Genomic DNA, 19,736 nt, shown 5'->3' on the forward strand with positions numbered 1-19,736 from the left:
GTGGTTCATTTAAGATATGACTGTGCTCCGAAATTAAAAACACCTAAACAGCTTCTATAGTGTTTAGGTGTTTTTGCTATTACAAATCTTTCTTTAATTCTCTAACGACATGACCGAGTTCAGGCAGAATTAGCTTGTTCATAGCTAAACGTACTGCACCTGATGAACCAGGTGTTGAAAATACTGCTTTATTGTTCACCACTCCTGCAACTGCTCGAGAAAGGATTGCCGCAGAGCCAATATCCTCTTGATAGCTAAGCATCCGAAAAAGCTCGCCAAAGCCGTTAATTTCTTTATCGAATAAGCCTCTAACTGTTTCAATCGTAATATCACGAAGAGCGATGCCTGTACCGCCATTTGTAAGAACGACATCAATTTCTGGATCCTTACAGCCTTTGACAACTTCAGCACGAAGCTGTTCAGCGTTATCTTGAACAATTACATAATCCTTTACGATATGTCCTTCTTCCTGCAGTACTTCTATCATAAGCTTACCGCTTTTATCCGTTTCCTTATCTCGTGTATCACTAACTGTAATCACTTTACAAGTAACCTGCTTTGGCGCTTCCAGCTTATGCTCAATACTGCTCAAGTGATTCTTCCCCTTTCTTAGTCAAGTATCTGTACTGGTAATATTTATGAGCAAAATCAGTTACTCTGCGAGTAAGCCCATAATTGGTTCCAGCCCCAATCGCCATACTGATAATAGGAAGGCCCTTTATGGCTCTGTTCCGAAATGCATAAATAGCCACTCCTTTGAAAAGCTGCTTTACCGGCTGCTCCATCCATTTAATATCAGTAATTTCTTCTTTTCCTTCATAAAAATAATAATCCTGTTCATTATGCAAATCGTGAATTAACTCTTCCCAAGCCCTGCTTTGCATTCTGGAAGGAAGTGTTGCAGCATGAAATACTTTTAGAGAACTCATCATCTCATATGGAGTATTTACTTCGATCCCATATGTCATGGCAATTAACTGTACTGCTCTTAGGTTTATGACTGCCATTGCCGGAATATCTGCACTTAGCATAAGGGAGCTTCCTGTCCCTGCCAGACCTCCTTGAGCAAATGAATATAGCCTGTGCCTAGCAATTTGCTGCTCTGCTATGTATTGAAGCTGATCAATACTTAATGTTTGTAAATCTTCAATACTTTCAATTTGTCCATTAAATATTCGTCCCGCCGTCAAAATCCGTTCTTTGGCATCTAATTGGAGCTGAGAGCCTTGGATTATTGCATGTAAATGAAATAGCCAATTATCCAACAGGGCAAATGCTTGCCGCTGAACATTTTCCGGAAGTAAATCAAAGGACCTCTCTAAATATTTTTCATATGTTAATTGAAGATCATTTGGTTCATAGCTATAAAGCTTATTTTCCCATTCTTGGATTTCGGACCACACCTTTTGATCTCGTACGGTCAATGCCATTTTGTATTCCTCCAATCCATCCAGCTTATTTGAAAACAGTATAGCATACTTAAAATGGGAAATTCTTCTCTTTATATATTTGTTAGCCTGACAACATCCCGTGCAATCATCACTTCTTCATTTGTAGGTATTACTAATACTTTTACCGGAGAATGAGGATAATTGATAAACGCTTCCTCTCCCCGAACTTTATTGAGAACAGGATCCCAGTATACACCCATAAATTCCAAGCCTTGAAGAATACGTTCACGAATCACATCACTATTTTCACCTATTCCAGCGGTAAAGATAATAGCATCAACACCAGACATTCTAGCAGCATACGATCCAATATATTTATGAATTTTATTAGCAAACACTTCAAGAGCCAATTTCGCCCTTTCATTACCTTCCGCAGCTTCCATTTCAATATCGCGAATGTCACTTGAAAATCCTGACAAAGCAAGCATTCCGCTTTTTTTATTTAACACATCTAAAACTTCGTCCGCTGTTTTATTTGTTTTTTCCATAATGAATGGTATTAAGGCTGGATCAATATTCCCAGAACGAGTTCCCATTGTCACCCCTGCTAAAGGAGTAAAACCCATTGAAGTATCAATTGACTTCCCGCCTTTAATGGCCGCAATACTTGCCCCATTCCCGAGATGGCAGGAAATTAATCTTAGTTGGCTAATCGGGCGTCCAAGCATGCTAGCCGCACGCTGTGAAACATATTTATGGGAAGTTCCATGAAAACCATATTTTCTAATTCCGTACTTTTTATAATATTCATAAGGAAGGCTATACAGAAATGAGCTTTCAGGCATAGTCTGATGAAATGCAGTATCAAATACTGCTACTGCCGGAACCTGTGGCAGGACATGCTTAAAAGCATTAATTCCTGCAAGGTTAGCTGGATTATGTAGTGGTGCCAGTTCAGCGTATTCTTCAATTTTTGCTTGTACTTCATCAGTAATGATCACGGAATCGTTAAACGCTTCTCCTCCATGTGTAACCCTGTGGCCAATCCCCTCAATTTCTTGTAAAGAATGAATTATTTTAAGAGAAGTTAATTTTTCAAGCAAAAGACTGACCGCTGCATCATGATTAGGAATGACTGCTGTTTCTTTTATCTTTTTACCATTTGCAAATATATTAAATACTCCAGTATTCTGTCCAATACGTTCTACTAGACCTTTTGTTATTACCTCTTCACTCGGCATGTCAAACAATTGAAATTTCAATGATGAACTGCCGGCGTTAATTGCTATTATTTTTGCCATATTTTCAACCGCTCCTTTAAATAGGCTCTTTTAGGTCGTCATTATTTTGTGCAATCTATATTATTAATATCTTCTATTTTTCCATTTAATCACTGGAGGGTAGGCATTTCAAGCCACTCTCCCATTACTTTAAAGCAAAATTAGATTTTATGTCATAAATTATCCATAAATATACCTTACATAAAGAAAGAAGCCGGATAAATCGGCTTCCAACTTATTTATTTTCTTTATACCATCCATCGATTTTCAGCAATATTTTTTCCACTTCAAGAGTTTTTGACAAACTAGGGAGATTCGCCAGAAGTACTTGCTTTGGTGCCTTTACACCTTCGCCTTTTTTCTGGAGAATAAAAATGCTTTTCGCTGACTTTTCATTTTTAAACAAAGTAAGAGGAAGCTGCAGCAAGCCTTGAATATTAGCATGCTTCTTTATATATTCATGAAGACTAGGCGCCTGTTCACTTTCAAATAATCCATTCGGTACGATAAAGAATAGGTAACCGCCTTCCTTTACATGACGCATGCTTTGTTCCATGAATAGGTGATGAGCATATGTATGACCTTGTTCTGCCTTCATTTCATAATCAGCTGCTCTCAGATCATTTGGGTAATAGCCAACAGGCAAATCGCTTATAACCGCATCAGCAGCTTCGATAAAAAGCGGCTCTAAGCTATCTTGGTTAAAAAAGCGAATGGGGTGCTGCTGCAAGTTTGCATTCACATAGCTAAGCTTAATTAAAACATCATCAATATCAATCCCTGTAGCATGAACTGTTTTATTATGCTGCTGATTTATAACCGTTGTTAATAGATTTCCTGTTCCAACTGCCGGATCTAATAAGTGAAACTCCTGCTTCTGAATGAACTTATTAACTAAATAGCCCATAAGCATGCCAACAGCATCAGGTGTCATTTGATGATTAGGCTGAACCATCTCCCTCATTCCTTTAAGAATAGCAAGCTGAAAAGCCTTACGGATTTCCTCTTTGTCAAAGCTGTCTAATCTAATCGATTCATAGCCTTTTTTTAATCTTTTTACTGTTAACTCACTCAATTCATCCTGAAGAATACTTCCATGAAACATATTTTCGCCTGTTTCAGCTAATGCTTCTAAATATGTACAAGACAGCTCTTCTTGAATCATTTCAGCTGTTTCATTAAAAACTGTAAACATTTCCTCAACCGGAGTTGTTTTATTCATGATTAATTCCTCCCGATAACTTTCCTATTTTCCTATTGTACAAACCTTTTTGCAGATAAACAAGAAAGTAGAAAACGCCTTGGAAAAATTCCAAGGCGCCTCTCATTTTTCTTATTATTACTTCGCTTGCTTAGCAGCCTCAACTGCTGCTTCATAATTTGGATGGTCAGTTGCTTCGCTAACGTATTCTGCATAAGTAACTGTATCATTTGAATCAACAACAAATACAGCACGAGCTAATAAACGAAGTTCTTTAATTGCTACTCCAAATGCTTCACCGAAAGAAAGATCGCGGTGGTCAGATACTGTTTGTACATTTTCAATTCCTGCAGCTGCACACCAGCGTTTTTGTGCAAATGGAAGGTCAACGCTCACTGTTAATACTTTTACATTATCTAATTTAGAAGCTTCTTCATTAAAGCGGCGTGTTTGTGCATCACAAACGCCTGTATCAATTGAAGGAACTACGCTGATTAAGCGAACATGACCTTTTGAATTAGCTAAAGTTACTTCAGATAGATCATTTGCAAGAACTTTAAAATCTGGAGCTTTTTCTCCTACCTTTACTTCGTTTCCTAATAATGTGACTGGATTGCCTTTAAACGTAATTTCCGCCATCCCATTCATCTCCTTAAACAATATATGTACATTGTAAATCATATCTTCTCAACATTAGATTTGCAATTTTATTGGCTTTATTTTTTAAATGAATTTTCAATTTAATTATTTGGCTGTTTTCTAAAAGATTGTTGCTTTTATTATAATATTGAAAGCACAGAGTGGATTGGAGCGGAAGGCACTTGACTCCTGCAGGAAATAGAGGAAAGGTCGAGACCCCGCAGACGGAACGGCGAGGGAGGCTCGACTTCCTCCCCGCGGAAAGCAAGTGCCTGTAGCGGAAAGGAACGGTTCACTATTTAGTGTTTAAACAACAAAGTTCATGAAAACAGCCAATTATTTAATTAAAGCCAAGAAAAAAGTTAACCTTCCTCTATTGGAAAGTTAACCGTGTAAGCTAAAAATCTAAATCCTGTTTTGGACCATTATTTTTTTGGTTATCATGATGAGATTGATTGCTGCTGTCTCTATTTTTGTTATTAAACATCTGCTGAATCTTATCAACAGCTTGAGGAGCAAGATCAAGAATTCTCTCGTATAGATGAGTACTCTCATCAAGATGCACCATTTTAACTCCTCCAGAGTTTACGATAAGAAAAGCAATAGGAGTTATGGATACTCCACCACCGCTTCCGCCGCCAAAAGGATGACTGCCAGATTGTCCCTGTCCGTTTCCATTTGATAGCCCCTCTAATTTAAATTCACTGCCACCGGCAGCAAAACCAAATCCAACCTTTGAGACAGTCAAAATAACACTGCCATCCGGCGTTTCAACTGGGTCACCAATGATGGTATTGACATCAATCATTTCCTTTAAGTTTTCCATGGCAGTTGTCATTAGCCCTTGAATTGGATGCTCAGACATTTACTGCGCCCCCTCTTCTATATCGATTTAGTTTTATTATCAGAAAGAGCAGATAACTGCTTTGATTTGAAATTAGGTTTTCCGCCTTTCCAATATTTAATCAATTTAATTCCTGCTAACATAGCATGTCCGATTCGAAAATAAAAAATACATGATATAGAGGTTTGCGACAGCGCAAATTGAAATTGGGGAGTGATGCTTAAATTAGGATATGATTTCAGTTTCATATAATGGCTGACGACACCTATAATACTTCCTTTAATAGCCCAAAATGCACCTGTCAGCATTCCAGTATAAGCAGCATTTCCAATCCCGAATGTTGTGTGCCAATCCAATTTTTGAATAGTAATCTTGCTCAAAAATTTTTTAACGATTTTATGCAGTGAAATGACTTTTTGCAAAAGCTCCCTCATGTCGTGCAGGCTATCGAGGAGATCTTCTGCTCCATATTGCTTCGTATCTTTATTAACCGCTTCCTCCTTGGTGCCTGTTTTCTGCTTTACAACAACAGTTGGTGAATTATCATCAAATTTTATAAGAGGCAGCTCAATCTTGTACCTAATCAAACCAAACCATGCCTTAAATTCAATTTTTAAATGGTCATCATCATTAAGATGATTAAAATATAAATACACCTTTAATTTAGTAAATAGAATGAGAATAAAAATGAGGACGAGTATGGCTAAGGCAATGAAAATCCATTTCAAATACAGTCACACCTTTCAGCCTACTATTATTGCCTCCAAAAGGAAAAATAAACCTGCAGGCATTCATTTGCCATACAGGTTTATTAGCTTATCTATTCTTAATTTTCGTGAATGACAGTCGTATCTGTAAAAATATCATGTAATCCTTGTTTTTTCGGCAGGAAAGCAACGACCACATAACCAATCAAAATGGTTGCGGAAATAAAACGTCCAATCCATTCTCTAAAGATTACAGTGCCCCATGTTAGTTTCTGGCCCTTTAGATCAACAACTTTTAAGCCAAACACCATTTTGCCTAGCGTCTGATTAAAGTATCGCGTCATTAATACAAAATAGGCATAAAACGTAATGGCAGATGCAATTGAAATCGGTGCAAAGATATTAAACTCTGTAAGCGGAATATCTAATACACGGAATAGTGGATTGATAATCATTCGGTCAATACTGCCGATTACGACTAGGTCAAGCAAGTATGCCCAAAACCTCATCCAAAAACCAGCAAAACGTAAAGGAGCCCACTGATTATTTGACTCCATCCTATCCATACCTTCATTTGATTCTGTCACTGTTACTTGAGCTTTCTCAGGTATTTCATGATTAACATTCATATCTGCTTCTGGCTGTTGTGAATTCATCTTTGCACCTCCTATTCAGCATATAAGTACATTAGACGCGGTGAATTTGGCTGTGACAATAGCTTCATTAACCCCGCCATTTCAACATCATTGCCCATGAATTTTTGTGCACTCATGCTAAACATCGAGCCAAATCCTAAATTCTCCGTGTATCTAACAACCTGTGCACCCTTTAATTTATGATCCTTTTTAAGAGTATCGATCACATCATCCAAGTAACCAAAACCGTCAATTAAATTTAATTCTTTAGCCTGTCTGCCGTCATAAATTCTTCCATCTGCAATTTTTTTCACCTGATCGACAGGGATATGTCGCCCTTCAGAAATAACCTTTACAAATCCTTCATAAGAATTGTTGATCATAGATTGAAGAATTTTTCTTTCTTCCTCTGTCATTTCTCTTGAAGGACTCATTATGTCTTTATAAGGGCCGCTCTTTATAGTAACAAAGTTTACACCATATTTTTCAGCAAGCCCTGAATAATTGATCCCTTGCATAATAACTCCCAGAGAACCTGTCATTGTCTCAGGGCTGGCAAAGATTTTATCCGCAGGAGCTGATATGTAGTATCCGCCTGATGCTGCCATGGAGCCCATGGAAATATAAACAGGCTTCTTCGTTTCGGTCTGAATTTCTTTGATTTTATTATTGATTTCAGCGCTTTCAACCACTCCGCCTCCTGGAGAGTTTACGCGGATGATGAGTGCTTTTACAGTCTGATCGTCCTTTACCTGCTGGAGCTTTTTCATAAATCCCTTATGGTTATAGCCGCCAGATGAAAAAATGGAAGCAGCCTCACCTGTATCCTGAATAACCCCATCGACATCTAGAACGACAATTTTCTTCATTTGATTGCCTTCATCTATTACTTCCTCTGTAAATCCAGCTTTACTTGAAGCAAATAAATCCGTAAATGATGTTTCAAAGTCTTTAAAAGCAAGACCTGTAAGAAAATTTGTGACAATAGAGAAAATAAATAATGCAGCCGCAATCCCTAATGCGGCCCAGCGTTTACCATTCATTTGTAATCCTCCCTTATTAGAAAAGCGCAAGCAATAAATACTGCCTAGTTCTAGATACGTAAATGCTTTTAAAACGTTTCAAAAAAGTGTAAACTGAGTTCGAATAAGATCAGCAGCTCTGCTATACAGCATATTTTTCGTAATAAACATTACCTATCATACCAAATTATTGAATATCCTTGTCAAAGAAAACTTCTTTATTAATGCTTATTTTTTGGAGGAATGAAAATGTCTACTCGCCGAAATGTCTATTTTTTCTATAAAAAAAGCCCTGAAATGAAGGATAAAGTATCCTCTTTATATGATCTTGCAAAAATTCACGGGTTTAATATAGTCACTGATTTTCATAAAGCGAATGTAATTGCCAGTATCGGTGGAGATGGTGCGTTTTTACAGGCTGTTCGAAAAACAGGCTACCGCGATGACTGTTTATATGTAGGAATTTCAACACTTGATAGCCCTAGTTTATATTGTGACTTTCATATTGATCACACAGAGCAAATGGCGGAGGCTATGACAAATGAACAAGTGGAAGTACGCCGCTATCCAACAATAGAAGTAACGATTGATGATCAAACTTCATTTTATTGTTTAAACGAGTTTAGCATACGCTCTGCGATCATTAAGACATTAGTTCTGGATGTTTTTATTGATGATTTTCATTTTGAAACATTTCGCGGCGATGGAATTGTTGTAGCCACTCCGACTGGAAGTACTGCGTATAATAAATCGTTAAGAGGTTCCATCGTTGACCCTCTTCTCCCTTGTATGCAGGTGAGTGAAATGGCTTCCCTGAATAATAATCGCTACCGCACATTAGGTTCCTCCTTTATATTAGGCAGTGAACGAAAATTAACTTTAGTCGTTGTGCAAGACGGGAATGATCATCCTACAATGGGGATGGATAATGAAGCATTAAGCATACAGCAAGTAGATAAGATTGATATTAAACTAAGCGGAAAAATAATAAAAACAGTTAAATTAAAGGACAATTCATTCTGGGAAAAAGTAAAAAGAACCTTTTTATAGAGACAAAAGGAGCTGTTCTATAACAGAAACAGCTCCTTTTGTTTTTGCAATTTTAAAGAAACTAAGCAATCTCCTTTTTCTTCCTTGTCTCTAAATGAACAAAAAGTTTTGTTTTCGACAAAGAGTAAAGGGTAATGGCAGACCAGATAAAGATAAACGATATTAAATGAATTTTTGTAAATTGTTCATGGTAAACGAAAACACCAAGAATTAATGATATTGTTGGTGCAATAAATTGTAAAAATCCTAAAGTGGACATCGGTATTTTTTGTGCACCTTTAGCAAAATATAGGAGAGGAATAGCTGTTGCTGCACCTGCTCCAATTAAAAATAAATCTGTTCCTACAGATACGGATAAAAATGATTGAGTGCCCTTTGCAAATAGAAACACTATATAAATAAGAGCAATCGGTGCCACAACTAATGTCTCAAGGGTTAACCCTATCGAAGATTCCACCTTTATCATTTTTTTCAATAATCCATATATTCCAAAAGTTAGAGCAAGCAATATAGCAATCCAAGGAAATTTTCCATATGAAAGCGTGAGAATGAGTACACCTACTGCAGCTAAAGCAAAGGATGCATATTGAGCAGAAGATAGTTTCTCTCTAAACACGATCATTCCTAATAGCACGCTAACTAACGGATTTATATAGTATCCTAGACTTGCTTCGATAATTTGGTCTGTATTAACGGCCCATATATAAATAAACCAGTTACAGCTTACTAGCAAGGAAGCAATAATTAGTGCAAATAATTGTTTTTTATTCGTACGGAAATTCTTCAGTATCAGTATAAACTCTCCCCACTTTTTCGTGATGAGAAGAACGCCTACCATAAAGATAAATGACCAAAATATCCGGTTCATTAATATTTCATCTGCATTCACATGATGAAGAAACTTCCAATAAATCGGCAATAAGCCCCATATAAAATAGGAAAAGCCAGCATAAAAGACACCTATTTTTATCTCATTATTATTCATTGTTACTCCTCAATTCTTTCTAGTATCGAAATATTAATATTATAGTTCGTACTGAAAGATGCTGGCAATCTTTTAATTCTGGCATTAATATTATTCACTTAATAAATCATATACAATTTTTCCGCCAATAACTGTTTTTGAAATGGATATCGAAGGAATTAGATGTGGATCAATCTTAAAGATATCCTCACTCATGATTGTAAAGTCCGCTAAGTAACCTTCTTTAATGTTTCCCCTATCATTTTCATGACAAGCTGCAAATGCACTGCCTGCTGTAAAAAGGCGGACTGCCTCAAAAACAGATAAGGCTTCTTCTGACAAATAAACCGTTTGTTCGGGATCATCCACATTCGTCCGGGTAACGGCGGCATGAATGCCTAAAAGCGGGTTTAATGGTTCAATCGGTGCATCAGATCCCCCTGCACATGGAAGTCCTTCGCTTAATAAAGTTTTCCAAGCATATAAATATTGGTTTTGTCTCACTCCAACGCGATCCAATACCCATGGAAAATCAGAAGCAAGAAATCTAGGCTGAATATCCAAAATAAGCGGCAGTTTTTTCGCTCTCTCAATCAGCTCTCCTCGCACAATTTGGGCATGGATCAGCCTGTCACGTCCATTCCCTTTCAATGGATATTTCTCAATTGAATGAAGGACCATTTCAAATGCTAAATCTCCAATGGCATGAACGGCAACAGGCATACAATAGTCCCTAGCCTTTTTAACAAGATGATCTAATTGTTCCTGCGTAAAGATAGCAAGTCCGGATGTGGAAGGATCATCTACATATGGGCGGCTGAGCAAAGCTGTCCTGCTTCCTAAGGAACCGTCAGAAAATATCTTCATTGCTCCAAATTCTACCCATTCATCCCCTGTCAAAAATCCCCCACCAGCCGCTTTCATATCATCAATAGCAAGATGATGGACTAATAAATGAGCACGAAAAGTATAACCTTCCTCTTCAATTACATCTTTAAACGCTTTATAAGTCTGTTCAAATCCCCCGTAATAACTTAAATCTTCTGTATGTGCTCCTGTTAATCCTAAACGATAGGCATCTTTAATGGCAGATCGAATGGAATTTCTTAAATAGGAGTCTGTAACCTCTGGAAGGATATCATAGATTAAATCTTGAGCTTGTTCTTTCAATAGCCCTGTCGGATATCCAATTTCATCCCTTTCAATAACACCTCCATCTGGATTGGGTGTATGTTGATCGATGTTCGCTGCTTGAAGTGCTTTTGTGTTAACTGCCAGTGCATGCCGGCAAATTCTCTTTAACATTACAGGACGATCTTGGACAACCTCATCTAAATCCTGAGCTAAAATTGGCCCTTCCTTTGGACCCCATTGATTCTCATTCCACCCCTCGCCAATAATCCATTCCGCATTATCCAATTTTTCAGCGTATTCTTTAACAGCCTGCAGAGCATCTTTTTTTGAGTTGTAACTTGAGAGGTCTAGCCTATTTAGCTTTTCACCATGGCCAATTAAATGCATATGGCTATCAACAAGCCCTGGAATCATCGTATCTCCTTTCAGGTTTATTCTGTTGTCTATTTCGCCTGAATATTTTTGTTCAAGTTCTGCTAGCGAACCAATGGCAGTAATTCTGTTTCCTTTCGTATAAACAGCTTCTACTGCATGATTTTCATTACTTAATGAATAAATATTGCCGCCATACCAAAGCGTCCCCATTTTAACCCCAACTTTCATAAAATTGTAAAAGCAGGCAGAAATCCCGCCTGCATGATTTTTTCATTTCTTAGCTTACTTTTTTGAAGCTGCTTCCATTTCTTGTTTTCTCAGTTCAACTCGGCGAATTTTACCAGAAGTTGTTTTTGGCAATTCATCAAGAAACTCAATTTTTCGCGGATATTTATAAGGCGCTGTCAATTCTTTAACATGCTCTTGAAGCGTTACTACAAGATTAGGATCATTTTCATTTACGCCTTCTTTTAAAACAACAAATGCCTTTACGATATTTCCCCTAACCTCGTCAGGACTGGCAACAACTGCGCATTCCTTTACAAATGGGTGTTTAACAAGGGCATCCTCCACTTCAAATGGTCCAATTGTATAGCCGGAGCTAATGATGATATCATCACCACGGCCCTCAAACCAGAAATAGCCCTCTTCATCCTTTTTTGCTTTATCTCCAGTTATATAATAATCTCCTCTGAATTGCATAGCTGTTCTTTCAGGGTCCTTATAATAGTTCTTAAACAGAGCTGGAGATTCAATATGAACAGCTATATCTCCAACCTCGTTTACACCACAGAGCTCTCCATTTTCATTAATAATTTCCACTCTGTTGCCTGGGGTTGGTTTTCCCATAGAGCCAGCTTTTAGCTCCATTCCTTTCGTGATGCCAACTAGCAAAGTATTTTCTGTTTGGCCGTAGCCATCACGAACATCCACATTAAAATGTTTTTTAAATGTTTCGATGACTTCACTGTTTAATGGCTCTCCTGCTGAAACAGCACTTCGTAAATTCGGAAGCTTATAGTCATGGATATTATCAACTTTCGCCATAATTCGGTATTCTGTAGGTGTACAGCAAAGAACATTTACATCATATTCTTGAAGAAGCTCTAAATATTTTTTCGCTTCAAATTTGCCATTGTACACAAATCCAGTTGCTCCTGAGCCTAATACTGAAAGGAAGGGACTCCAAATCCACTTTTGCCATCCCGGGCCAGCTGTTGCCCAAACGGTATCCCCTTCTTCTATGCAAAGCCAATTTGGCGCAGCTGTACGAAGATGTGCAAATGCCCAGCCATGAGTGTGGACAACTCCTTTTGGATTGCCTGTAGTGCCTGACGTATATGATAAAAATGCCATATCATCCTTGCTTGTATTTGCAAAAGGCATTTCATCAGACGCCGTCTTCATTTCTTCATCTAAATGAATCCATCCATCATTTTGATTTCCAATTACAAATTTCGGTAAGTTTTCAATTTCCTTTATTCCATCAAATTGACTGACATATGGGTAATAGCTGACGATTCCCTTTACATCTCCATGTGTAATACGGTATTGGAGGTCTTTCGTCCGAAGCATTTCAGAGCTGGGAATAACGACAATACCTGCTTTTAGTGCAGCTACGTAAACTTGATAAGCTTCAATGAGCCGAGGAATAATAATTAAAAGAACATCGCCTTTTTGAAGCCCCTGCTTCTTAAAAATATTCCCGATTTTATTAGCATTCTTTAGCAATTCTTTGTATGTAACTTCTTTTTTCTCTCCTGTTTCACTTTCCCATTTAATAGCAAGTCTATTAGAATCACTTGCAAACTGCTCTATTTCTGTTACCAAATTATATTGTTCAGGTGCTAATAAGTCTTCGCGCTTCATTTTGTTATTCCCCCTAGTATGTCTTAATCTATTGATAAACTCTTAATCATTATTATACTAGATTATTTTGAAAGTTTGAATTATTTATTATTCTTCAAAAGATTTACCTATACTTATGTTAGAAACACAAAGAGGAGCAGGATTGAGATCCTGCTCCATGTAGCCATATATATTTATTTTTTAATTAAGATTGGTAACCGCCTAATTGCTGTTCAGCCATTTGTACTAAACGCTTAGTGATTTCTCCTCCTACAGAACCGTTAGCACGGGATGTAGTATCTGCACCAAGGTTTACACCGAACTCGTTAGCAATTTCATACTTCATTTGATCAAGAGCTTGCTGTACTCCAGGAACTAGAAGTTGGTTTGAATTGTTGCTTCTGCTGCTTGGCATGTGACTTCACCTCCTTGTGAGTTTATAATGTGTAAAATCACATGCCCATATTCAATTTTTTATTGGTAATTGTTACATAGCATGGTAACTGTAAACAACCACTTAAATTCTAGTCCAGCCAGCAAACCTCCGTTATTAAAATAAATCCTCAAACATTTCTTGCTTTAAAGTTTGTGGCTTAATATGAAAGGTTTCCGTATTTTCGACAGCTTTAGCGATGAATGGATCATAATCGATATAGCTTTCGTATTGCCTTACTTTATCCCGTTTTGGCTTTGTCTTCGGTGATGAAGGAACAAACACCGTACAGCAATCCTCATATGGGCGATTAGATATTTCAAAAGTATCAATTTTATGGGCAATATCGATAATTTCAGATTTATCCATTGTAATTAGCGGTCTAAGAATTGGTGTGTTTGTGACATCATTTATTGCGAACATACTTTCTAAAGTTTGGCTGGCAACTTGTCCAAGACTCTCTCCAGTTACAATGGCCAAGCCCTCATTTTTCTTTCTAATTTCATCTGTAATTCTCAGCATTAACCGTCTTGTTGATGTCATGGAATAATTCTCAGGAATTTGCTGCTGAATAAGCTGCTGAATTTCCGTAAATGGTACAATGTGAACAACAACCTCGCCACTTATGTTTGCTAGTTTTTCCGTTAAATCAATTACCTTTTGTTTAGCTCTCTCACTAGTAAAAGGAGGGCTATAGAAATGGACAGCTTCTAATTCCAGACCTCTTTTCATGGAAAGGTATCCAGCAACAGGACTATCAATTCCACCTGAGAGCATTAACATTGCCTTTCCACTTGAACCAACCGGAAGTCCACCTGCTCCATAGATGGTTTCACATGAAAAATATACTCCTTCTTCCCTAATCTCAATTTGAAGATTAATATCAGGATTTTTAACATTTACTTTTAATCCTTCAATATTTTTAAGCAAGTGGGTGCCAAAGGCGTGATTCACTTCATCAGTGTTTAAGCTAAAGGTTTTATCAGCTCTTTTAGTTGTTATTTTAAACGTTTGGTCAGCATAATAATTTTTTCTAAATAGGGATAATGCCGCTTCTTTCATCTTTTCTAAATCTTTTTCCGTTTTAACAGCAGGACTAAAAGATTGTATCCCGAAAACATTTTTTAACCGGTCAATAATCTCTTCACCGTTTTCACCATTTAATAGGACAAACATTCTCTCTCTATTCGCTTCAATCTTTACATTTTCATAATTGCGGAGAACTCTTTTAATGTTTCTTCTTAATTTATCAATAAAGAGCTTTCGATTTCTTCCTTTTGTTGATAACTCTCCATATCGAATAAGTATACGGTCATAATTCATATTAGTTCATTACCTTTCTTAGCCTTGACACGGCTTCGTTTACAGCTTTAATAAATTGCTCTGCCTCATCTAGAGTATTTTCATATGATAGACTGATTCTAATAGCGCTCAATGCATCTTCCTCGGGAATGCCCATTGCAAGTAAAGTATTGCTCGCTTTCTGTTTCTTCGAAGAGCACGCACTTGTCGTCGAAACAAACACATGCATTTCCTCTAATGCATGTACAAATACTTCTGCCTTAAATCCCTTAATGGAAAAGTTTAAAATATGTGGAGCTGAGTGGGTAATAGGGGTATGAATCATAACTCCCTCTATCATTTCCAATTTGTTTCTTAAAAAATCCCTTATGTTAACCATACGATTTAAGTTCTTTTCCTGCTCAAGAAAAGTTAATCTAAGAGCCTTTGCCATCGCTACCATTCCTGCAACATTTTCCGTTCCGCTTCTTAGCTTCCATTCCTGCCCTCCTCCAGTAATTAAAGAGGAGATTCTTACGCCTTCCCGCACATATAATACCCCGGTTCCTTTTAAACCATGAAATTTATGGCCTGATATTGTGCAAAGATCGATTTGACTTTCATGTATATTTAGAGGCACTTTACCAACCCCTTGAACGTAATCGACATGAAATAGAATTTTTGAATATTGATTTAAAAGCTGTCCAATTTCTTTAATCGGCTGAACAGAGCCAATTTCATTATTTACGTGCATAACTGAAACTAAGATTGTATCATGGCAGATTGCCTTTTCAATATCTTCAACCTTCACAACGCCATTTGCGTCTACTGGTACATAAGTGACACGAAACCCAAGTTCACTTAATTGTTCCATTGATTCCCTAACCGATGGATGCTCAATCTCAGTTGTTATTAAGTGCTTTCCTCTGCCTTTATGCTTAAGAGCAGTCCCTTTTATTGCTATGTTATTACTTTCAGTACCGCCTGAAGTAAAATAAATTTCATTTTTTTGAACATGCAGCAGCTTGGCCATTTGGTCTCTCGCCTGTGAAAGCAGCTTCTCTGACTGAGCTCCTAAGCCATGTAATGATGATGGATTGCCAAAGAATTCTGATGAGACTTTTGAAAACGACTCTATTACTTCTCTAAAAGGTTTTGTTGTCGAACTATTATCGAAATAAATCATCATGTTCCCCTCCATATCAGCAGGTTTATCATTAACGGGGGTTTTCGTTAAAAACTAATGCCAACTGTAAATCTTACCATACATAATATTGAATGAAAATGAATCTTTTTAATATTATCGCAAAAAATGAGTAAGGAGGTGAAAATCACATAATTTTTGATATAAGAAAAAATTATTTTGTCACCATTAATGGAAATTTTTAATTTATACATCATAGACTCCTAGGCTAAATTCGTTCAATTGGGAATAGGATCTCAATTACGTATTATGGTAATATATTTAAAATTTAAACTTTGATAATTTTCGACATTTTTCTACCCGCGTATGTTACTATGTTAATTATGTTTTTAAGGCATGCTTACGATTATTAATGGGTAAAAACGGGGGATGAATTTTCTAAACATTTCGATACATTCATTTGAAGTTGGATTATTTATTTCTTCCATTAGCTATTTCTATTGTTCATATCTTTTTATTAAAAAACCGGAAAATACCATTAATTAACTGAATAATTGTACTAATAAATTTATTTTTCCTCTTTTTTAATTTTTCATTAATGAGATTTTGTTGGTGAGTTTAGAAGTAGCTAAAAAGAAAATACTTTATTGCTTTTTAGGAGGAAAAGAAAGATGAAATTATCGACAAAACAAATTATTCCTGTCGGCCTCATGCTGTTTGCCCTCTTTTTCGGAGCAGGTAATATGATTTTTCCGCCATTTCTTGCACAACAAGCAGGGAGTAGTGTGTGGCCGGCCATTTTGGGATTTCTTATAACGGGGGTAGGATTACCATTACTTGGGGTTATCGCTATTTCTAAAGCAGAGAACTTAGAAAGACTGTCAAGTCGTGTACACCCCATTTATGCTGTAGTATTTACTGTTGCCCTATATTTAGTTATTGGTCCTTTATTCGCTATTCCGCGAACTGGAACGGTTGCATTTGAAATAGGGGTAGTCCCATTTTTACCTAAATCTGCATCAGCTTCCGGATTAGCTCTCGTTATTTTTACTGTCATATATTTCGCCATTACATTGTGGCTATCACTGAATCCAACTAAATTGGTTGATAGAATTGGAAAAATTTTAACACCAGCATTACTGATCGTTCTAGCTATTTTCGCTATAAAAAGCTTTATTACTCCATTAGGAGATTTTAAATCACCTAACGAAGCTTATGCAAACGGTCCATTTTTTAAAGGTTTTCTGGAAGGTTATTTAACTATGGATGCCATTGCATCCCTTGTATTCGGAAGCTTCGTAGTAGCTTCGATAAAAGATTTTGGCATTGCTGATAAAAAAACGATTACCTCTCTTTGCATTCGCGCAGGTATTATTGCAGCTGCAGCACTTGCACTTGTGTACATGGCTCTTGCATGGATTGGTGCGACAAGCACTGATGCCATTGGAACGCAAGAAAATGGAGCTGCTATCTTATCGGCAACAGCCAACCAATTGTTTGGATCCTTCGGAGCTGTAATTTTAGCATTAGCTATTTTCTTTGCATGTCTTACAACCGCTGTTGGGTTAATTACATCTTGTTCTCAATATTTTTCTAAGCTTATCCCGAAAGTTTCCTATAAAAGATTTGTTGTTATTTTCTCAGTTTTTAGTGCAGTTATCGCCAATGTTGGACTATCTCAGCTTATTAGTTTTTCTGTACCCGTGTTAGTATTTATCTATCCACTAGCGATTGTGCTAATTTTCTTGTCATTTGCTCATAATCTATTTAAGGGTTATTCAGCAGTATATATTTGCGCAATCATTCCAACTGGATTGATCGGCCTTGTTGACGGTTTAAACGCGGCTGGCGTCAATGTTTCCGGATTAAAAAACGCATTAGATGTTCTGCCATTCTTTGATCAGGGTGTCGGCTGGCTCGTCCCTGCAATAGCAGGTGCTTTAATCGGCTATGTGATCGCATTAATTATTAAAGAATCTCCAAAAACAATAAATAGTCATTAATTCGAATTAAAAAGGTGTACCGTATGTGGTACACCTCTCTTTATTCTTCGCTTATCAGCACTTCAATTTTCTTCATGGCATTTGGGTCAATATCTTCAATAGCTGTCGCTGCCTGCTCTAATGCGGATTTATAATCAAAGCCTCTAAAGGAAGTCTCAGCATCTTGCAAGCCTTTTGCTACTGAAGGATATTTGCTTCTATATCTATTTCCATACTGAATCACTTTCTCAACAAGCATAACAGTTTCGATCATATCATTTGTTGTATTCACAACTTTTTCAACCGTTAATACGGCAACTTCTAAATATTGTTGAATCGTTTGGATATTTAATGGCTTTTCTTCAAGCTTAATAATGACATTATCAATGCTCTCTTTAGCATCTTCCATTAAATATTTATAGTCTTGAGGAAGACCAGGGATATTGCTTTTCGAAACAAGTCTGGCAGTTTCAGCCAGTTTTTTTCTTAAATCATTAATGCTTTCATGTGCAGACATTTCGTCTTTTCTTAATGCCTGAAGCTTTTCAGCAAATTTAACATGTTCTTCATCAATCTCTTCCAGCTGAATTTTAATTTCCTCTAGCTCCGATTTTATTATGGAATGAGCAATATTCTCTGAAGAAATTTTATGTTCAAGAACTTCATATCTTTTATTCAGTTGACTTAATTTTTTCTCAAGCTCTGATTGAATAACAATATCTTTTTCTGAAAGATGATAGCTTTGACGAACATGCTCAATTTCATTTCTTAATTGCTTATTAATTTCTTTATTCATAAATAGCAGATTTCTAGTTGCATCATCCTGTTGAGCAATGTAATGCTTCGAATGGACCTCTTCTTCTAGCAGCTCATACAAGAAATCAATACTGCCTTTTATTTCTTCGATCCCTTTTTGAACATCAGTCATATCTGCCATCTCTATGAGACTCAAATAAGCAGATGTTTCATTTTCAAGTCTATTTACCTCTTTATCAAATTCAATATGTTCTAGAATATAGCCCTGTTCAATCATTTCCTTGTACCCGTCTCTTAATTCTTTAAGCTGGGTAGGGATTTTTGATTGACACTCAACAAGAAAATGAGGAATTGTATCCATTTTTATTTTGATTTCATCTAGCTGACTTTTTATGGTTAGGACAATTTCTCGCGCTTCTAAGTAGTTTCCATTACCGGTCTTTTCATCAAAGTCTTCAAACTTTGTGAAGGTTTCATCTAATTGCTGTTCAAGAATATCTGCTGCTTTTCCGTATGTATGATGATGGGCAAGTAAGGATTTCTTGCTCTCACGATATAGATCCTTTAATTCTTCAATTTCCGTTCTATTTTTTTCTTCGCTTCCTACAAGCTCGTTTAGTTCGTTAAGTAATTTTTGGATTTGTTCTTCAATCTCATTTAAATACTTTTCGATCGACTTTTGAACCTCTTTCGCTTTTCTAAAGCGGTATTTATCGATATATTCTTCCGCATCGAATAAGTATTCTTCTACGTTTGGAAGCTGTGCAGTTACAATGTCATCCCATTCAATTCTCCAGCGTTCAAACATTTCTTCCGTTTGTCCAGTCATATTTAATTGCTTAACCTTTGACATTTCATCGAGAACAGGGCGGTTCACAATATCCATCTTCCATGTTTCCAGCCGATCTACTTCTCTATAATATTTTTTCTTTAATATGTAACCTGTTAGAAATAACACTATTACGATGACGATACCGCCAATAATATATTCCATTTTCTCAAAAGCCCCCTGTTCTGTTCCGAGACCAAAACCTTCTATATAAACTTGAA

18 protein-coding genes are annotated in these 19,736 nt (G+C 36.8%); 2 read left to right on the forward strand and 16 right to left on the reverse strand.

Annotation, left to right across the window (positions count from 1 at the left end; genetic code table 11):
- Nucleotides 1–79: 79 nt before the first annotated feature.
- The 9 genes from H0173_RS19625 to sppA all read right to left on the reverse strand — a co-directional run bounded on the left by H0173_RS19625 (nucleotide 80) and on the right by sppA (nucleotide 7,740).
- On the reverse strand, nucleotides 80–592 hold the full coding sequence (locus H0173_RS19625; protein ID WP_221848458.1) for a MogA/MoaB family molybdenum cofactor biosynthesis protein: 513 nt from the start codon (nucleotides 590–592) through the stop codon (nucleotides 80–82).
- Entirely contained in the window at nucleotides 579–1,430 is an 852-nt protein-coding gene (locus H0173_RS19630) for an EcsC family protein (protein ID WP_221848459.1), read from the reverse strand. Before H0173_RS19630 ends, H0173_RS19625 begins: the two co-directional genes overlap by 14 nt.
- A gap of 71 nt (nucleotides 1,431–1,501) precedes the next feature.
- Nucleotides 1,502–2,692: an acetate kinase gene (locus H0173_RS19635; protein WP_221848460.1), complete on the reverse strand. Its 1,191-nt coding sequence runs from the start codon at nucleotides 2,690–2,692 to the stop codon at nucleotides 1,502–1,504.
- Between the two features lie 214 nt (nucleotides 2,693–2,906).
- On the reverse strand, nucleotides 2,907–3,893 hold the full coding sequence (locus H0173_RS19640; protein ID WP_221848461.1) for a class I SAM-dependent methyltransferase: 987 nt from the start codon (nucleotides 3,891–3,893) through the stop codon (nucleotides 2,907–2,909).
- Between the two features lie 117 nt (nucleotides 3,894–4,010).
- Nucleotides 4,011–4,511, reverse strand: a complete 501-nt coding sequence (gene tpx / locus H0173_RS19645; RefSeq protein WP_221848462.1) for a thiol peroxidase — start codon at nucleotides 4,509–4,511, stop codon at nucleotides 4,011–4,013.
- Between the two features lie 397 nt (nucleotides 4,512–4,908).
- Nucleotides 4,909–5,376, reverse strand: coding sequence for a GerW family sporulation protein (gene ytfJ / locus H0173_RS19650; RefSeq protein WP_221848463.1), 468 nt, complete (start codon nucleotides 5,374–5,376; stop codon nucleotides 4,909–4,911).
- A gap of 17 nt (nucleotides 5,377–5,393) precedes the next feature.
- Entirely contained in the window at nucleotides 5,394–6,083 is a 690-nt protein-coding gene (locus H0173_RS19655; RefSeq protein WP_221848464.1) for a DUF2953 domain-containing protein, read from the reverse strand.
- Nucleotides 6,084–6,181: 98 nt separating this feature from the next.
- Nucleotides 6,182–6,628 (reverse strand): RDD family protein, encoded by a 447-nt coding sequence (locus tag H0173_RS19660; RefSeq protein ID WP_260631282.1) that lies wholly within the window; start codon nucleotides 6,626–6,628, stop codon nucleotides 6,182–6,184.
- 101 nt (nucleotides 6,629–6,729) lie between these two features.
- A complete protein-coding gene (gene sppA, locus H0173_RS19665) occupies nucleotides 6,730–7,740 on the reverse strand; it encodes a signal peptide peptidase SppA (protein ID WP_221848465.1) in 1,011 nt (336 codons plus the stop codon).
- A gap of 228 nt (nucleotides 7,741–7,968) precedes the next feature.
- Between sppA and H0173_RS19670 the strand changes: the two genes are divergently transcribed.
- Nucleotides 7,969–8,769: an NAD kinase gene (locus H0173_RS19670; protein WP_221848466.1), complete on the forward strand. Its 801-nt coding sequence runs from the start codon at nucleotides 7,969–7,971 to the stop codon at nucleotides 8,767–8,769.
- Between the two features lie 61 nt (nucleotides 8,770–8,830).
- On the opposite strand, the gene rarD is transcribed toward H0173_RS19670, so the two are convergent.
- From rarD to H0173_RS19700, 6 genes are all read right to left on the reverse strand, one after another.
- Nucleotides 8,831–9,754, reverse strand: coding sequence for an EamA family transporter RarD (gene rarD / locus H0173_RS19675; RefSeq protein WP_221848467.1), 924 nt, complete (start codon nucleotides 9,752–9,754; stop codon nucleotides 8,831–8,833).
- Nucleotides 9,755–9,844: 90 nt separating this feature from the next.
- Complete coding sequence (locus tag H0173_RS19680) at nucleotides 9,845–11,452, reverse strand: amidohydrolase (protein ID WP_221848468.1); 1,608 nt, start codon at nucleotides 11,450–11,452, stop codon at nucleotides 9,845–9,847.
- A 72-nt stretch (nucleotides 11,453–11,524) separates the two neighbouring features.
- Nucleotides 11,525–13,111, reverse strand: coding sequence for an acyl-CoA synthetase MbcS (mbcS, locus tag H0173_RS19685; RefSeq protein ID WP_221848469.1), 1,587 nt, complete (start codon nucleotides 13,109–13,111; stop codon nucleotides 11,525–11,527).
- Nucleotides 13,112–13,295: 184 nt separating this feature from the next.
- Nucleotides 13,296–13,505: an alpha/beta-type small acid-soluble spore protein gene (locus H0173_RS19690; RefSeq protein ID WP_221848470.1), complete on the reverse strand. Its 210-nt coding sequence runs from the start codon at nucleotides 13,503–13,505 to the stop codon at nucleotides 13,296–13,298.
- A gap of 135 nt (nucleotides 13,506–13,640) precedes the next feature.
- A complete protein-coding gene (gene thiI, locus H0173_RS19695) occupies nucleotides 13,641–14,846 on the reverse strand; it encodes a tRNA uracil 4-sulfurtransferase ThiI (protein WP_221848471.1) in 1,206 nt (401 codons plus the stop codon).
- 1 nt (nucleotide 14,847) lies between these two features.
- Entirely contained in the window at nucleotides 14,848–15,990 is a 1,143-nt protein-coding gene (locus H0173_RS19700) for a cysteine desulfurase family protein (protein ID WP_221848472.1), read from the reverse strand.
- Between the two features lie 629 nt (nucleotides 15,991–16,619).
- Here H0173_RS19700 and brnQ point away from each other — a divergent pair.
- The gene (gene brnQ / locus H0173_RS19705; RefSeq protein WP_221848473.1) at nucleotides 16,620–17,951 is read left to right on the forward strand and encodes a branched-chain amino acid transport system II carrier protein; all 1,332 of its coding nucleotides are present in this window, start codon (nucleotides 16,620–16,622) and stop codon (nucleotides 17,949–17,951) included.
- 40 nt (nucleotides 17,952–17,991) lie between these two features.
- Here brnQ and ezrA read toward each other — a convergent pair whose 3' ends face one another.
- A complete protein-coding gene (gene ezrA, locus H0173_RS19710; RefSeq protein ID WP_221848474.1) occupies nucleotides 17,992–19,680 on the reverse strand; it encodes a septation ring formation regulator EzrA in 1,689 nt (562 codons plus the stop codon).
- Nucleotides 19,681–19,736: the final 56 nt, after the last annotated feature.

Origin of the sequence: Bacillus sp. S/N-304-OC-R1 (genome assembly GCF_019749375.1) — a bacterium.
Lineage (GTDB): Bacteria > Bacillota > Bacilli > Bacillales > Cytobacillaceae > Cytobacillus.

Coding starts and splice junctions, on each gene's coding strand:
- H0173_RS19630 (WP_221848459.1), bottom strand. CDS start 1,430: ATGGCATTGACCGTACGAGATCAAAAGGTGTGGTCCGAAATCCAAGAA.
- H0173_RS19635 (WP_221848460.1), bottom strand. CDS start 2,692: ATGGCAAAAATAATAGCAATTAACGCCGGCAGTTCATCATTGAAATTT.
- H0173_RS19640 (WP_221848461.1), bottom strand. CDS start 3,893: ATGAATAAAACAACTCCGGTTGAGGAAATGTTTACAGTTTTTAATGAA.
- tpx (WP_221848462.1), bottom strand. CDS start 4,511: ATGGCGGAAATTACGTTTAAAGGCAATCCAGTCACATTATTAGGAAAC.
- ytfJ (WP_221848463.1), bottom strand. CDS start 5,376: ATGTCTGAGCATCCAATTCAAGGGCTAATGACAACTGCCATGGAAAAC.
- H0173_RS19660 (WP_260631282.1), bottom strand. CDS start 6,628: ATGGATAGGATGGAGTCAAATAATCAGTGGGCTCCTTTACGTTTTGCT.
- sppA (WP_221848465.1), bottom strand. CDS start 7,740: ATGAATGGTAAACGCTGGGCCGCATTAGGGATTGCGGCTGCATTATTT.
- H0173_RS19670 (WP_221848466.1), top strand. CDS start 7,969: ATGTCTACTCGCCGAAATGTCTATTTTTTCTATAAAAAAAGCCCTGAA.
- rarD (WP_221848467.1), bottom strand. CDS start 9,754: ATGAATAATAATGAGATAAAAATAGGTGTCTTTTATGCTGGCTTTTCC.
- H0173_RS19680 (WP_221848468.1), bottom strand. CDS start 11,452: ATGGGGACGCTTTGGTATGGCGGCAATATTTATTCATTAAGTAATGAA.
- mbcS (WP_221848469.1), bottom strand. CDS start 13,111: ATGAAGCGCGAAGACTTATTAGCACCTGAACAATATAATTTGGTAACA.
- H0173_RS19690 (WP_221848470.1), bottom strand. CDS start 13,505: ATGCCAAGCAGCAGAAGCAACAATTCAAACCAACTTCTAGTTCCTGGA.
- thiI (WP_221848471.1), bottom strand. CDS start 14,846: ATGAATTATGACCGTATACTTATTCGATATGGAGAGTTATCAACAAAA.
- H0173_RS19700 (WP_221848472.1), bottom strand. CDS start 15,990: ATGATTTATTTCGATAATAGTTCGACAACAAAACCTTTTAGAGAAGTA.
- brnQ (WP_221848473.1), top strand. CDS start 16,620: ATGAAATTATCGACAAAACAAATTATTCCTGTCGGCCTCATGCTGTTT.
- ezrA (WP_221848474.1), bottom strand. CDS start 19,680: ATGGAATATATTATTGGCGGTATCGTCATCGTAATAGTGTTATTTCTA.